14 protein-coding genes and 1 other RNA gene are annotated in these 14,349 nt (G+C 49.0%); 11 read left to right on the top strand and 4 right to left on the bottom strand.

From position 1 onward, the window contains the following. Nucleotides 1-7: 7 nt before the first annotated feature. The 6 genes from ACWOEX_RS04655 to ACWOEX_RS04630 all read left to right on the top strand — a co-directional run bounded on the left by ACWOEX_RS04655 (nucleotide 8) and on the right by ACWOEX_RS04630 (nucleotide 6,765). Complete coding sequence (locus ACWOEX_RS04655) at nucleotides 8-2,533, top strand: ATP-dependent Clp protease ATP-binding subunit (protein ID WP_455298348.1); 2,526 nt, start codon at nucleotides 8-10, stop codon at nucleotides 2,531-2,533. Nucleotides 2,534-2,600: 67 nt separating this feature from the next. Continuing rightward, entirely contained in the window at nucleotides 2,601-2,891 is a 291-nt protein-coding gene (locus ACWOEX_RS04650) for a hypothetical protein (protein WP_455298346.1), read from the top strand. Nucleotides 2,892-2,958: 67 nt separating this feature from the next. Continuing rightward, complete coding sequence (gene tadA, locus ACWOEX_RS04645) at nucleotides 2,959-3,456, top strand: tRNA adenosine(34) deaminase TadA (protein WP_455298345.1); 498 nt, start codon at nucleotides 2,959-2,961, stop codon at nucleotides 3,454-3,456. Between the two features lie 98 nt (nucleotides 3,457-3,554). Then, nucleotides 3,555-4,592, top strand: coding sequence for an acyltransferase (locus ACWOEX_RS04640; RefSeq protein WP_455298344.1), 1,038 nt, complete (start codon nucleotides 3,555-3,557; stop codon nucleotides 4,590-4,592). A 79-nt stretch (nucleotides 4,593-4,671) separates the two neighbouring features. Beyond that, the gene (locus ACWOEX_RS04635) at nucleotides 4,672-6,012 is read left to right on the top strand and encodes a hemolysin family protein (protein WP_455298342.1); all 1,341 of its coding nucleotides are present in this window, start codon (nucleotides 4,672-4,674) and stop codon (nucleotides 6,010-6,012) included. 12 nt (nucleotides 6,013-6,024) lie between these two features. After that, complete coding sequence (locus ACWOEX_RS04630; RefSeq protein WP_455298340.1) at nucleotides 6,025-6,765, top strand: O-methyltransferase; 741 nt, start codon at nucleotides 6,025-6,027, stop codon at nucleotides 6,763-6,765. A 57-nt stretch (nucleotides 6,766-6,822) separates the two neighbouring features. Here the strand turns inward: ACWOEX_RS04630 and ACWOEX_RS04625 are convergent, their stop codons facing one another. The 4 genes from ACWOEX_RS04625 to ffs form a co-directional block, all read right to left on the bottom strand. Continuing rightward, on the bottom strand, nucleotides 6,823-8,037 hold the full coding sequence (locus tag ACWOEX_RS04625; protein WP_455298338.1) for an MFS transporter: 1,215 nt from the start codon (nucleotides 8,035-8,037) through the stop codon (nucleotides 6,823-6,825). Nucleotides 8,038-8,051: 14 nt separating this feature from the next. Further along, nucleotides 8,052-8,690, bottom strand: coding sequence for an orotate phosphoribosyltransferase (gene pyrE, locus ACWOEX_RS04620; protein ID WP_455298337.1), 639 nt, complete (start codon nucleotides 8,688-8,690; stop codon nucleotides 8,052-8,054). Between the two features lie 21 nt (nucleotides 8,691-8,711). Beyond that, nucleotides 8,712-9,419, bottom strand: a complete 708-nt coding sequence (pyrF, locus tag ACWOEX_RS04615; protein WP_455298335.1) for an orotidine-5'-phosphate decarboxylase — start codon at nucleotides 9,417-9,419, stop codon at nucleotides 8,712-8,714. A 245-nt stretch (nucleotides 9,420-9,664) separates the two neighbouring features. Next, an RNA gene (gene ffs / locus ACWOEX_RS04610) (signal recognition particle sRNA small type) lies at nucleotides 9,665-9,752 on the bottom strand. A 156-nt stretch (nucleotides 9,753-9,908) separates the two neighbouring features. Between ffs and dnaX the strand changes: the two genes are divergently transcribed. Genes dnaX through holB form a run of 5 tightly spaced genes read left to right on the top strand, consistent with a single transcriptional unit; the run spans nucleotide 9,909 to nucleotide 14,339 of the window. Beyond that, nucleotides 9,909-11,678: a DNA polymerase III subunit gamma/tau gene (gene dnaX, locus ACWOEX_RS04605; RefSeq protein WP_455298333.1), complete on the top strand. Its 1,770-nt coding sequence runs from the start codon at nucleotides 9,909-9,911 to the stop codon at nucleotides 11,676-11,678. Between the two features lie 44 nt (nucleotides 11,679-11,722). Beyond that, nucleotides 11,723-12,034: a YbaB/EbfC family nucleoid-associated protein gene (locus tag ACWOEX_RS04600; RefSeq protein ID WP_455298331.1), complete on the top strand. Its 312-nt coding sequence runs from the start codon at nucleotides 11,723-11,725 to the stop codon at nucleotides 12,032-12,034. A gap of 47 nt (nucleotides 12,035-12,081) precedes the next feature. After that, nucleotides 12,082-12,678 (top strand): recombination mediator RecR, encoded by a 597-nt coding sequence (recR, locus tag ACWOEX_RS04595; protein ID WP_455298329.1) that lies wholly within the window; start codon nucleotides 12,082-12,084, stop codon nucleotides 12,676-12,678. After that, the gene (tmk, locus tag ACWOEX_RS04590) at nucleotides 12,675-13,340 is read left to right on the top strand and encodes a dTMP kinase (RefSeq protein ID WP_455298327.1); all 666 of its coding nucleotides are present in this window, start codon (nucleotides 12,675-12,677) and stop codon (nucleotides 13,338-13,340) included. Before recR ends, tmk begins: the two co-directional genes overlap by 4 nt. A gap of 9 nt (nucleotides 13,341-13,349) precedes the next feature. Beyond that, nucleotides 13,350-14,339 (top strand): DNA polymerase III subunit delta', encoded by a 990-nt coding sequence (gene holB / locus ACWOEX_RS04585; RefSeq protein ID WP_455298492.1) that lies wholly within the window; start codon nucleotides 13,350-13,352, stop codon nucleotides 14,337-14,339. Nucleotides 14,340-14,349 lie beyond the last annotated feature (10 nt).

The following is a 14,349-nucleotide window of genomic DNA, read 5'->3' as shown; positions in this document are numbered from 1 at the left end:
TGGTCGGATGAGTCACGACGTTTATACTGAAAAAGCGACAGCCGCATTGGAACATGCGTTTGAGGTCGCTGAACAATTTAATCACCGTACCATTGAATCAGAAGATTTATTATTAGGCCTTTACCAAGCAGAGGGTAGTGTCGCACAGGAAGTATTGCAGAAATTCTTGCCAAGCTATCAGGAAATGGTGGAAGAGTTCGATTACTTGAGCGGTTATGGGACATCTACCAGCCCGACGAACCGCTTTGGGGAACCGAATTATGCGCCGAAGACACGCAAGATTTTAGTGATTGCACAGACGATCGCACAGATGTTAGATGCGACGTTGATTGGAACGGAGCATATCTTACTCGCATTAATCAGCGAAGAAACGCTCGCCGTTCGTATTATGCGCAATCTCAAAGTTGACTTGGCGGAAGTGTACCGCGAAATTTGCCGAATGATTGGTGTGAACCCGAGCGTCTTGATGAAGAAGGGGCGCGGACATATCGATGGCAATCAGTCCAACAAGAGTGATTCGAAGACGCCACTATTGGATAGTATCGCGAAGGATTTGACCGCACGTGTGGCACATGGTGATGCAGATCCAGTGGTTGGACGCGACAAAGAAATTAGTCGTCTCATGCAGATTTTGAGCCGTCGTATGAAGAATAATCCAGTCTTGGTCGGTGAGCCGGGCGTCGGTAAGACCGCTATTGTCGAAGCGGTCGCACAGCGTATCGCGAATGGTGAAGTGCCGGATACACTCGCCAATAAGCGCCTCATGATTTTGGATATGGGATCGATGGTTGCTGGAACGAAATATCGTGGCGAATTCGAAGATCGTGTGAAGAAAATGATCGAAGAAGTCGAAACGGATGGCGAAGTAATTCTCTTCATCGACGAATTGCATACGATGATCGGTGCAGGTGGCGCAGAAGGAGCGATTGATGCCTCTAACTTGATGAAACCTGCGCTTGCTCGCGGTAGTGTTCAGGTGATCGGTGCGACGACGTTGAATGAATACCAGAAATACATCGAGAAAGACTCCGCACTCGCTCGTCGTTTCTCCAAAGTATTGGTAGAAGAACCGAGTGAATCGGAAACGGTGGAAATTCTCGAAGGGATCCGTAAAGCGTACGAAGACTTCCACAAGGTGACGATTACTGATGAAGCCATTCAAGCAGCTGCAACGTTGAGCCATCGCTACCTTTCTGATCGTTACTTGCCGGACTCTGCGATCGATGTGATCGATGAAGCCGCCGCAACTAAACGATTGAACGAAGGTGTACAGTCATCGGTACGTGGTGAAAAAGCCCAGCTCGAACGCGAAATTCGTGCTCTCAATGACGAAAAAGAAAAAGCCTTTATCGCACGTGATTTCGACAAAGCAGCTGAAACCCACCACAAACAGGTGCGCTTACGCAATGAATTGCAGGAACTCGCTGACAAGAAGGAGCGCAGGACGACGAAATCATTGTCAATCGATGACAAAGATATTGCGATCTTGATCGGCTCCTGGACGGGCATTCCAGTTGCGCAATTGACGGCAACGGAGAACCAACGTCTCCAGCGTTTGGAATCGACTTTGCATGCGCGTGTGAAAGGTCAGGACGAAGCGGTGACAGCCGTGGCGCGTGCCGTGAAACGTTCGCGTACGGGGATCGGTAATCCTAACCGTCCGATCGGTTCCTTCATGTTCTTGGGGCCGACTGGTGTCGGTAAGACCGAACTGGCGAAGACACTCGCTGAAACCCTCTTCGGCTCTGAACAATCCATCATTCGTCTCGACATGTCCGAATATATGGAGAAATACAGCACGAGCCGTATGATTGGGTCAGCGCCGGGTTATGTGGGCTTTGAGGAAGGCGGTCAGCTTACCGAGAAAATCCGTCAGCACCCGTACAGTGTCGTTCTCTTCGACGAAGTGGAGAAGGCGCACCCGGATGTCTACGATCTCTTACTACAGATCTTGGATGATGGCTATATCACAGACAGCAAGGGACGCCGCATCGACTTCCGCAACACGATCATCATCATGACCTCAAACATCGGGGCGACTGAACTGCGCGATGATAAAATTGTCGGCTTCGGCGGCCAAAACAAAGGCATGGACTACGAAACAATGAGTAGTCGCATTCAGGAAGCGTTGAAGAGCACTTTCCGCCCAGAATTCCTGAACCGTCTTGATGAAGTGCTCGTCTTTAAGACGCTCGAACAGGCAGAGATTCGCGATATCGTTCGCAAGTTCACCGATCAGTTGGAAGCACAGTTGGCGGAACGCGACATCACCATCAAGTTTACTGGTGGTGCGATTACGCAGATTGCGAACGACAGCTTCGATCCGGAAATGGGTGCGCGTCCGATTCGTCGCTACATCCAGACGCACGTCGAAGATTCACTGAGCGAACTCCTCCTCGATAATAAAGTCCAGGCCGGCGACACCGTCAAAATCGGTGTTCGTAGCGGTAAATTGTACTTCGATGTCGAACATGAAGACGGCTCGAGCGAAGAAACGCAAACAGCCGAGCAATTAATTGGCATTGGGGAGTAGACTTTTTAATTCGAGGTTAGTAAGATAGGCATAGTTTAGATAATATGTGCCACCTATAGGAGGTAAAATGATGAACGACGAACAGAAAAAATATTCATTGATCGCATTGGGCGCTATTGCAGTCACTGCTGCAGTCGGTGCTGTCCTTTACCACAAAGAAAGCACAGACCACGTGATCTCTAGCACGATCGACAAAGTCAGCGATAAAGTGAACGAAAAACTTGAAGACGCAGATATCAAAGAAAAAGCTGAAAGAGCTACAGATAAAGCGTTGAAAACAGCAGATAAAGTCACTGACAAAGTGGATATCGACGAGATTCCAGATAGCGTCCGTGAATGGTTGAAAGGTCTCGCTTAATCGCGAAATCACTAAGTATACAGAAGTCGGGGTTAGTGCCCCGATTTTTTTGTGGAATGGAGTAATCATGACAGAAACAATACACGAACAATGGATGCGCCAGGCAATCAGAGAAGGCGAAAAAGCTGAGGCGATCGGGGAAGTGCCGATCGGAGCGGTAATCGTGAAGGATGGTGAAATTGTCGGCCACGGCTACAACACACGCGAAACAACCAATCAGGCGACTACGCATGCGGAAATGCTGGCGATTCAGGAGGCCAATCGCACACTCGACAACTGGCGACTCGAAGACTGCGACCTCTACGTCACCGTCGAACCGTGTCCCATGTGTGCTGGGGCCATCGTTCTGAGTCGACTCCGCCACGTCTATTACGGCACCACTGACCCGAAAGCTGGCGCCTGCGATACCCTGTATCACCTCACCACTGATGAACGCCTCAATCATCAAGCCGATGTCACCCCAGGCATTCTGCAACCTGAATGCGAAAAACAAATGAAAGACTTCTTCAAAGCCCTGCGCGCTAAACGTAAAAGGAACTCTAGAAAGCCGAAGCGGGAAGGGTAAAAACTTTCATTTTCTCAGTCGTTTCACTAAAGTTTCATGCTGAAATTTTGGTACAATCGGGATATAAACTGACATCATTTTGATTAGAGGTGAGAACAATGAAAGAACGCGTCTCGAATTTTGAAGTTTTACGTATTCTATCGATGTTGATGATCGTATTCCTGCATGTCAATTCGCACTATATCACAGGTGATGAATCACTATACCAGTTGCCACACGCTTTTATGTATCTGCAGACGTTATCGATGATCTGTGTGAATCTATTTGTGATGATTTCTGGTTACTTTATGGTGACGAGCACGCGAAAGATGGCGCGCTGGTTCAAACTGTTTTTCCAAGTGAGCTTTTTTGCAGTGATTATCAGCGGCGTGATGTTTGTGCTTGGTATTCAGTCGATTACCATTAAATCACTGCTTCAAAATATACTGCCGATTCTGCTTGATCGCTACTGGTTTATCACCATGTACGCGATCCTTTATCTACTCGTGCCTTACCTCAACTTTTTTCTTAATCAAACGAGTACAGATACCGCTTTTTCGCTGATTTTTATTTTATTTGTGATTGGTTCTATCTGGGAACCGATTACTGGTATTGAAAATATGGGGTTTGGCAGTGGTTATGGATTATCATCATTTATCTTTTTATATTTAATTGGTGGTTATATTCGCAAATATGATTCTCTCGCCATTCATTTCAAACAGCGCTGGTTGTACTTTGCGTTGTTTTTTGGTCTCGGTGCCTATTCTGCAGTAATGTATCAGTTCACTGAGAATCCAATGTTTATTCACTACAATCACTGGACGACGGTACTCATGACGTACGGGCTGTTTATGGGGTTCAAGACGATGAAGCCGTTCGTGAATAAGCCGCTTAATTATGTGGCAAAGCACGTGTTCGGTGTCTATCTCGTCCACGAGCATCCGATGGTTCGCCAATTACTGCACGATAGCGCGTTGGTGGACCGCATTTTATCCCCGAATGCCCCTTATTTCACATTGCGAGCGATCGGTTTTGCGTTAGTGATTTTTGGGATTAGTTGGGGGATCGCGACGGTTTTGAATACGGTATACAACGCAATGTTTGGCTGGATTCAACCAAAAATTTCTAATGCTTGGCATGCGTGGTTAGAAGATTAATATTTAAAACCTTGTGTAATTTTGGTATGATAGGAATTAATTGTATCAATCTATAGTCGTTAAGGAGCGAATGAGCATCATGGAAGACCCCGGAGCCTCGTCTATTATCGGGCAAATTATATTAATTCTCGTATTGACGTTGATCAATGCTTACTTGGCAGGCGCTGAAATGGCGTTTGTGTCCGTTGATCAATCCAAAATCAAAGAAATGGCGCAGGGTGGCAATAAGAAGGCCAAACGCGTGGATGAGTTGCTGTCTGAATCGGACAGTTTTTTGTCGACGATTCAGGTAGGGATTACCTTCGCAGGATTCTTCTCCTCTGCATCAGCAGCGAATACGTTTGTCGATTATTTAGCGCCGGTCATGGCAGATATTCCGTTTGGGCGCACATTAGCAACCGCAGTAGTGACGTTGATTTTGTCGTACATTTCCTTGGTGTTCGGGGAATTATTCCCGAAACAAGTGGCGATTCAGTTCCCAGAAGAGTACTGTTTGGCGACGGCGCGTTCGATTCTCATCGTGAAGAAGATTTTCGCGCCGTTCGTATGGTTATTGACGGCATCGACGAACTTGTTGAAGAAGTTGACGCCGATCGATTTTACCTACCGCGAAGAACATTTAACGCGTCGTGAAATGCGAAAAATCATCGAAAGTGGTCGTAAAGATGGTGCCTTGGATGTGGACGAATTCCGCATGATGCAAGGAGTATTGAACCTCGATACCAAGCTCGGGAAAGCGGTCATGGTGCCACGTACCGATACGTTGATGCTCGATATCGAAGATGATGAAGAAGTCAATCTAGAGACCATCTTGAGTGCGCCGTACTCACGTATTCCGATCTACCGTGGCGATAAGGACGATGTGATCGGGATTATCCACTCCAAAGACGTGCTCCGTTCCGCGAACCGGGTCGGTTTTGAACGTTTAGATCTAGAAAAATTAGCGAAACCAGCGTTTTTTGTACCTGAAACGATCTATATCGATGACTTACTGCTCGAATTCCGTCGTCAGAATCAGCACATGGCGATTTTGAAGGATGAATACGGTGGGGTTGTCGGTATCGTGACCTTGGAGGACTTGTTGGAACAGATCGTCGGGGATATCGAAGACGAGTACGATGTCGAAACGATGAAGTACCGTAAATTGACCGACAAGAAGACATTGATCAGTGGGAAGTTGGCGATCAACGATTTCAATAAAGCGTTCCAGACCGCAGTCGTGAGTGATGAATCCGATACGATTGCTGGTTACGTGATCGAGATTTTGGGACATTTCCCAGAAGATCACGAGCAGGAGAGCGTTCAGATTGGTGACTACAAGTTGACGACGACGCTCGTTGAGAATGGCCGTATTCGTGAATTGGAAGTTATCCATGAACCGCATGAAGTTGCCACTGAAGATGCTGTGGATGAAGAATAGAGAAAGTGAGTCATGATGACTGAATCAAAATCACGCTTAAACGAAATGATGGATCGTCCGATTGTGGAATCGCGCGTCTTGGATTTTATGCGTCATCGCCAAGCGCGTTTCGCAGCGCCACTTGATGCGCTTGAACGCGAGGCGAATGAACGCCGCGTACCGATTATTCCACATGAAACGGCGGTGTTTTTGGATTTTTTCCTCGGTGTGGTGGCACCGAAGGAAATTCTAGAAATTGGGACGGCGATCGGCTATTCCGCCTCAGTGATGACTTACGGACATTCCGAACGTCACGTTGATACGATCGATCGTTACGATGTCATGATTGAGGAAGCGCGTGAGACGTTTGAAACGCTCGAACTGACGGATCAAGTCACGCAACTTGAAGGCGATGCGGCGGATATTTTGCCGACACTTGAGAAGCAGTATGATTTTATCTTTATGGACTCAGCGAAACAGAAATACTTTTCATTCTTCCCGTACTGTATGGACGCATTGAAAGTCGGTGGTACGCTGCTGGTTGATGATATTTTCCAAGCGGGAACGGTGTTCGCACCGAAGGAAGAGATTCCGCGCCGCGTGAAAAATATCCATAAGAAACTGAATTGGCTGTTGGATACGGTCATTGAACATCCGCATTTGAGTGTTACGACCTTACCGTTAGGCGATGGGGTGCTCTTGGTGCGCAGGTTGGATGATTACGACTTCCACGCCGACTTCGATGAAGAAAAAATGAAAGCTCAAACGAATTAAAACAAAAAAGAAAGCGAGTAGCTCCAGTGGCTACTCGCTTTTCGTTTAGTGTAAATTTTACTGATTTAAGAAGGCGGTGAAGTTTCGACGCTTCAACGCTGGGATCCTCAACATCACGACGAAACTTGTGAGGTAGAGAATCGAGAGGAACAACATAACGGTAGGTACGCCGCTCTTTTCCATGATGAAGCCGATGATGACAGAGGAGAAGCCACCGACCGCACGTCCCGCGTTAAGGATGATATTGTTGGCGGTCGCTTGGATACTCTTGTCGTAGATACGACTTACGACGGCGCCGTATCCTGGGAACATCCCGTTCACGAAGAATCCCATGATTGTCCCACCGATCAGCATCGACCAGTTACTCTCTAGGGTACTGAATAAGAACACGGTGATAGCGGACGCAATCAGGAATGTGCCAAACATGATGCGAGGGCCAACGCGATCGAGGAGACGTCCGAAGACGAGCATGCCGATCGACATGCCGACGATGGTGGAGACCATCCAGATTGATGAATTCGTGACGCTCGCGCCTGTCTGTTGTTGCATGATGGTCGGGAGCCAGTTCATCATTCCGAAGTAACCGGCAATCTGAACCGTCGTCATCAGCATGAGTGCGACGGATTGATAACCGACTTTCGCATTCGCAAACAAGGCCTTGAACGCAGTCAAGAGGTGACTGTTTCCCGTTGCGAGTTGCGGTTCGGGATGGAACGTTGCTTCATCGTCGATTGCGAAGTGAAGGTACAATACCAAGACTAATGGTGCGAGACCGAAGAGGAAGAGGCCGCGCCAGCCGAGTGATGGCACGAACAAACCGGCGAGAATGGCGGAACCGATCGAACCGACCTGACCGGCAACACCGTTCCAGGATGAAACGGTACCCATCTTCTGGAGTGGGACGATGTTCGCCATGATACTCAACGCGATCCCGTACTCTCCACCGACACCGATGCCGGCGATGAAACGGAGAATGTAGATGGTCGTGATGTTCGGCGCAAAGGCGATCCCGCCGCTCGCCAAACAGAAAATGAGTAGCGTGATTTTGAGGATCGTCATTTTGTTGTGGCGGTCACCGAGAATCCCGAACAGCATCCCACCGACGAGCATGCCGAGGTTCGTCAACGTAGCAATCAATCCCGTTTGTGCCCCCGACAGCATGAATTCCGACATGATCTCCGACATAGCGAAAGAAAGGAACATGACGTTCAAGTCGTCGGTTCCCGAAGCGATGATACTGCCGACAACGGCCTTGATTTGGTTTTTAGTCATGATGGCGCCTCGTTCTAGTCATCCGAACCGGGACGGCCGTATTTGTGGTGCCATTGGTTTAATTTTTCAATCTCTTCAGCAGAGAAAAGGTGATCCGCTTCGGCCACGTGCACGAGTGTTGGATAGTCGCTCAGGGAGTGGTAGGTGAGTCCGGCGTTTTTGAAGTTGTCATCCGCAGACTGGAAGTCATAGGTGAAGATGCTGGCAACACCTAACACTTCGACGTGTTCTGCAGCGACTTTGGCGGCTTCGAGGACGCTACCACCTGTTGAGATCAAGTCGTCGATCATAACTAACTTATTATCTGGATTCAAATGCCCTTCGATCTGCGTTTTACGTCCGTGGTCTTTGGCTTTGCCTCGGATATAAACCATCGGCAAATTCATCTTTTCGCTGATCCATGCGGCATGTGGGATGCCGGCTGTTGCGGTCCCGCCGATCACGGTTGCTTCTGGGTAGTGCGTTTCGATTAAGTCGACCAGACCATCAATGATTTCGCGACGGGCGTCTGGGTAGCTCAATAATTGACGGTTATCCGTGTAGATTGGTGCTTCGATACCACTCGCCCAGGTGAAAGGATCGCTGGGTTGGAGTAAGACCGCTTTGTGTTCGAGTAAGAGGCGGGCGGTACGTTCGTTCATTGGTTCAGTCATGATGATCTCCTTTTCTCTGAATTATTCTGCATCCATCCCGCGCCATGCGGAGAGGAAGTGGTTGTACATTTCAACAGGATTTTTGGCTTGGGTAATCGGACGACCGACGACGAGGTAATCGACACCAGCAGCCTTCGCTTCTTGTGGGGTAGCGACACGGGTCTGATCGTCGTGTTTTTCCTTAGTGAGACGAATCCCCGGTGTCAAGCTGAGGAAGTCTTCAGCAGTCGCTTGTTTGATCGCGCGCGTTTCGAGTACGGAGGAGACGACACCGTCCATACCGCTCGTCTGTGCGAGTTTGGCGAGATGTACGACGCTGTCGAGCAGTTCGCCATTCATGCGCAGATCGTTCGTCATCATTTCCTGAGAGGTTGAAGTGAGCTGTGTGATACCCATCAGTTTCGGACGGTAAGGACCGGTATTCGTACCCTCAACGGCAGCTTCCATCATCTCCTGCCCACCCATACAGTGGACCGTCACCATCTCGATTGGATATTGCGAGAGCTGTTTCATCGCGAGGTAGACGGTGTTCGGAATATCGTGGCTCTTCAAATCGAGGAAAATCGGGAACCCGCGTTCGGAGAGTTCTTCCACGATTTTAGGGCCGGACATGTAGAACTGAGACATCCCAATCTTAACGGGGATCGGATGTTCTTCGAAGTTCTTCAAGAACGCGTCCAGCTCGTTTTCCGTATTGAAATCCAATGCCACAAATAATTCTTTATTCATTGCGACTCCTTTCAAGGTATAAAAAAAGCCCGGGAATGATCCCGGGCGGTTGATAGCGTAAAAAGACAGCGATACACAAAAAAGTATCACCAACGACTAACTTCCTTGCCTCACGGGACAACGTTAAAGTATTTCGGTCAGTGCAATATATTCTTTGATAGGATAGTCGAGTTTCCTGGAACTGTCAATCAATTTTAGAAAATAAAAAAGACGAGCAACGCTCTGCTGCTCGCCGGTTACAGTCTTTTAACGCACGGCACAAGAAGACGGGTCGCTTAGGGCTGCTTCCTTCCGGATCTGACCCGGTTCACGTCATCGACCTTGCCGTGCGGTCTTAACGACAATGATTATCATATCATGGGTGGGTCTGTTTGGCAAGAAAAACCAGCGATTCAAACCAAAAATCACCGAGCGATCCGATGTCAGAGATGCTGAAAATCTGATATAATGAAGCAGTATGCCGAAAGGATCTTTGGAAGGAGTATGGGAATGGGCTATCAAGCACTGTATCGAAAATGGCGCCCGCAGCGTTTTGACGAGATGGTCGGACAGGATGCGGTCGCAAAGACGTTAGAACATGCGGTCGAAAGCGATAAGATCAGTCACGCCTACCTCTTTACAGGTCCGCGTGGTACGGGGAAAACGAGTGCAGCGAAAATTTTAGCGAAGGCGGTCAACTGTCCGAACCAGACGAACGGCGAACCGTGCAATGAATGCGAGATTTGTCGGGCGATTACGTCCGGCGTATTGAGCGATGTGATTGAGATCGACGCAGCCTCCAATAATGGGGTCGATGAAATTCGCGATATTCGCGATAAGGTTCGCTATGCGCCGACCGAAGCGAAAAATAAAGTCTACATCATCGACGAAGTGCACATGCTGTCGTCGGGAGCGTTCAATGCGTTATTGAAAACATTGGAAGAACCGCCTGCACATGTCATCTTTATCCTTGCGACCACGGAATGGCAGAAGATTCCAGCGACTGTGATTTCTAGGACGCAGCGTTTCAATTTCCGTCGTATCGATCAGCCAACATTAGTGGCGCGTATGCAGCTGATTTTGGACGAAGAGGGGATTGATTACGAAGCAGAAGCGCTCGACGTGATTGCTCATGCCGCAAACGGTGGGATGCGTGATGCGCTCAGTATTTTGGATCAGTTACTCTCATTCACCAGTGATAAGGTGACGAAGGCGTCCGCACTAGAGCTCACCGGTGCGCTCGGTAGTCAGCAGAAGATAGCTTACATGCATGCGCTATATACGTCCGATACAGAGACGGCGCTCAAAATGTTGCGTGAAGCGATCCAATCGGGGCGTGAACCGGCGCGATTCGTAGAGGAACTCTTGTATTTCACACGTGATCTCTTGTTAGCGCAGTCGACCAAGGCGGAGAATCAGGAGGAGTTACTCTCAGGGTACGATGAAGATTTCTATGAATTAGCGCGTACCATTGATACGGCGTTCCTCTACCGTGTGATGCAGCAATTGGAACAGGCGCGCTATGACATGCAGTACAGCGTGCAGCCGGTGATTTATTTGGAAGTGGCGACGATTAATCTGACGGAGGATACCGAACCGACAACGGGACAATCTACCGCTGATAATGAAACGGTGACCGCCCTTCAACGTGAACTCGAATCACTCAAACAGACGATCGCATCGCTACAGGCGAACGGTGTTACAGCAGGGGAGACCGCACCTCAGCAGCCCACCAAACCGCGTCAGAGCAATAGTCGTACCAAAGGCGGCAAAGACTTCGAACCGAACTTCCCATTGATTTACCGCACGTTGGAACAGGCGACGAAGAAGGATCGAAACGATGTTTTAGCGTTGTGGCCGGAATTGGTTGAGAACCTTTCAAAGGTACAGCGCACGCTCTTACAGCAGACAGAACCGGTCGCTGCGAGCGAGGATTATTTCGTGTTATCGTTTGAGTATGCGACGTTCTGCCGCAATGTTTCTGAGGATACGGAGATCCAGCAAACTGTGAGACAACAGATCGAACAGCGTCTCGGTCATGCGAAGCAAATGCTGGTTTTGACGGCGGAGCAGTGGCAGGAAGCACGTAAAACTTATGTCAAAGCACTCAAAGATGGAACGCGCGATCAGTTGACGGGGGACGAATCAGCGGGTGAATCTGCTGAAACATCCACCGATGAAACACGTGAAACCTTCGATGTGCCGGACGAAACGGAACAGGTGGTTGAACCGCTCACTTCGCTTTTTGGTGTAGACAATGTAAACGTTGTTGATGATTAATTGATAAATAAAACGAAAAAATAAACGAAAAGGAGCAACTAACGATGGCAAATAATATGATGAACATGCAGAAAATGATGAAAGAAGCACAAAAACTTCAAAAACAGATGACGGACGCGCAGGATGAACTCGCAAAGAAAGAATTCACCGCTAAAGACCCAAGTGGCATGGTAAAAGTGACCGTTAACGGTGAAAAGAAAGTGCAAGCATTATCGATTGAACCGGATGCGATGGACCCTGAAGACCCAGAAATGTTGGAAGACTTGATCATCGCTGCCACGAACAAAGCGATCGAAAAAGTGGATCAGGAAACACAAAACAAATTCGGTCAATTCACGAAAGGTATGCCTTTCTAAGCGAACGAATCAGCACTGTTGGGATTTAGTAGGAAGGACTGAGCGGTTTGGATTATCCAGAACCGATTGCGCGTTTGATCGCTAGTTTTCAGAAATTACCTGGTATTGGGAGTAAAACCGCCGCACGTTTGGCGTTCTTCACGTTGCGTATGGATGAACGCGAAGTGCTGCAGTTTGCGAATGCGCTTGTCGATGTTAAGCGTGAGCTCGACAATTGTGAAGTCTGTGGACTGATTACCGATCGCAATCCGTGTGACATCTGTAGCGATGAATCGAGAGAAGCGGATAAGATCATGGTGGTTGAACATTCGCGCGACGTGATGGCGTTGGAACGCATGCAGGATTATAACGGTCGCTACCATGTATTGCACGGTGTCCTTTCACCGATGGAGGGGACGGGACCGGACGATCTGAATATTTCCCAACTGCTTGTCAGATTGCAGGATGAGGCGATTACCGAAGTGATTCTAGCGACGAATGCGACGGCAGAAGGCGAAGCGACCGCAACCTATCTCGCACGCCTCATCAAACCGGCAGGTATTAAAGTCACTCGCATCGCTTACGGTTTATCGGTCGGGAGCGACATCGAATATACGGACGAAGTGACGCTACATCGCGCATTGGAAGGACGGCGAGAACTATGAAAGCACACGATCAATATCCTGGATATTTCATCACGTTGGAGGGGCCGGATGGTTCTGGGAAGACGACCCTACTCAACGGCATTGTGCCAAAACTTCAAGAGCAACTCACTGTCTCTTTGATTACCACGCGTGAACCGGGTGGCGTGCGTATTGCAGAAGCGATTCGTGATGTCATCCTAGATAAGGCAAACACCGCCATGGACGTACGCACGGAGGCGCTCCTCTATGCGGCGAGCCGTCGTCAGCACTTAGCCGAAAAGGTCATTCCCGCTTTAGAACGCGGTGAAGTCATTCTCTCCGATCGTTTCGTTGACAGTTCGGTCGCTTATCAGGGGTTCGGTCGTGATATCGGCGCTCAGGAAATTATCGATATCAATCAATTCGCAACGGACGGTCTGGAACCAGATTTGACGTTGACATGTATGCTTTCAGCGGAGGAGGGCATCGCGCGTATTCAGGCGAACCGCGATGAGTCGGATCAGAACCGTCTCGACCACGAAGCGATTGCTTTCCATAAAAAGGTTGTTTCAGGCTATGAATACCTACTCGATCAGGAACCAGCGCGTATTCATGCGATCGATGCGATGCAGACGCCAGAAGCGATGCAGGCGGAAGCCTTAGCGATTCTCAAAGCACAGCTCGCGCCTTTGTGGAAAGGGTGAGCACGCTTGATGACAGCTTTTCCGATTGCTGAAAAACAGCCGAAATTGACGGAACGCATGCGTCAAGTCGGGAAGAATCAACGGCTCGGCCACGCCTATCTCTTAGAAGGTGCGACGGGCGTTGGACAGGCGGAGATGGCGCAGTTCATGGCAGCGATGCTATTCTGTACGGAAGTGGACAAACCGTGTGGTGAATGTGCGAACTGCCAGCGCGTGCTGAATCAGGAGTACGGTGACTTACACTGGATCAAACCGGACGGCGAAACGCTCAGAATTGACCAGATGCGTGAGATTAAGCGTGAATTGTCACTCTCTGCGATTGAGAGTGAAAACAAAGTATTCGTCATCACCGAAGCCGAGAAGATGAATCAGGCGGCATCGAACAGCTTGCTGAAGTTCTTGGAGGAACCGACGCCCGGCACGATGGTTATTCTGTTAACCGCGCATCTCGATCAAATTCTCCAAACGATCCAGTCGCGCTGTCAGATCATTCACTTCGAACCGCTTGATCGTGAGATGCTGATTCAAACGCTCGTCGCAGACGGCATTGAGGAACAGCGCGCAACGTTGCTGACAGCTTTGACCGAAGATATTGAAACCGCCAAAGCACTCGATGAAGACGAAATCATGGCGGAACAACGCGACAAAGCGTGGCCGTGGTTGAAGCGAATTTTAGCAGGCGATCCGCGCGCATTTATCGAAGTGACGAGCGTCTGGTTGCCGTTATCGAAGGAACGCGCGGTCAATCAGCGTTTGTTGGATATTTTGTCGCTATATGTGGCTGATCTATTGACGCTAAAACGCGGGCTCTCGGAAACGACACTGTTTCAACCGTCACTGGCAGCGAACTATCAGCAACTGCTGGCTAAATTAACATTGAAACGTTTAGAACAGACACTCCATGCGATCGCCGAAGCAAAACGTATGATTTCTGCGAATGTCAGTGTACAATCAGCATTAGAGTATTTCGTCTTGATCGTATGGCAAACGAACGCGTGAAAGGAGGGGA

This window comes from Aerococcus vaginalis, assembly GCF_053762225.1.
This window is presented reverse-complemented; position numbering and strand designations above follow the sequence as displayed.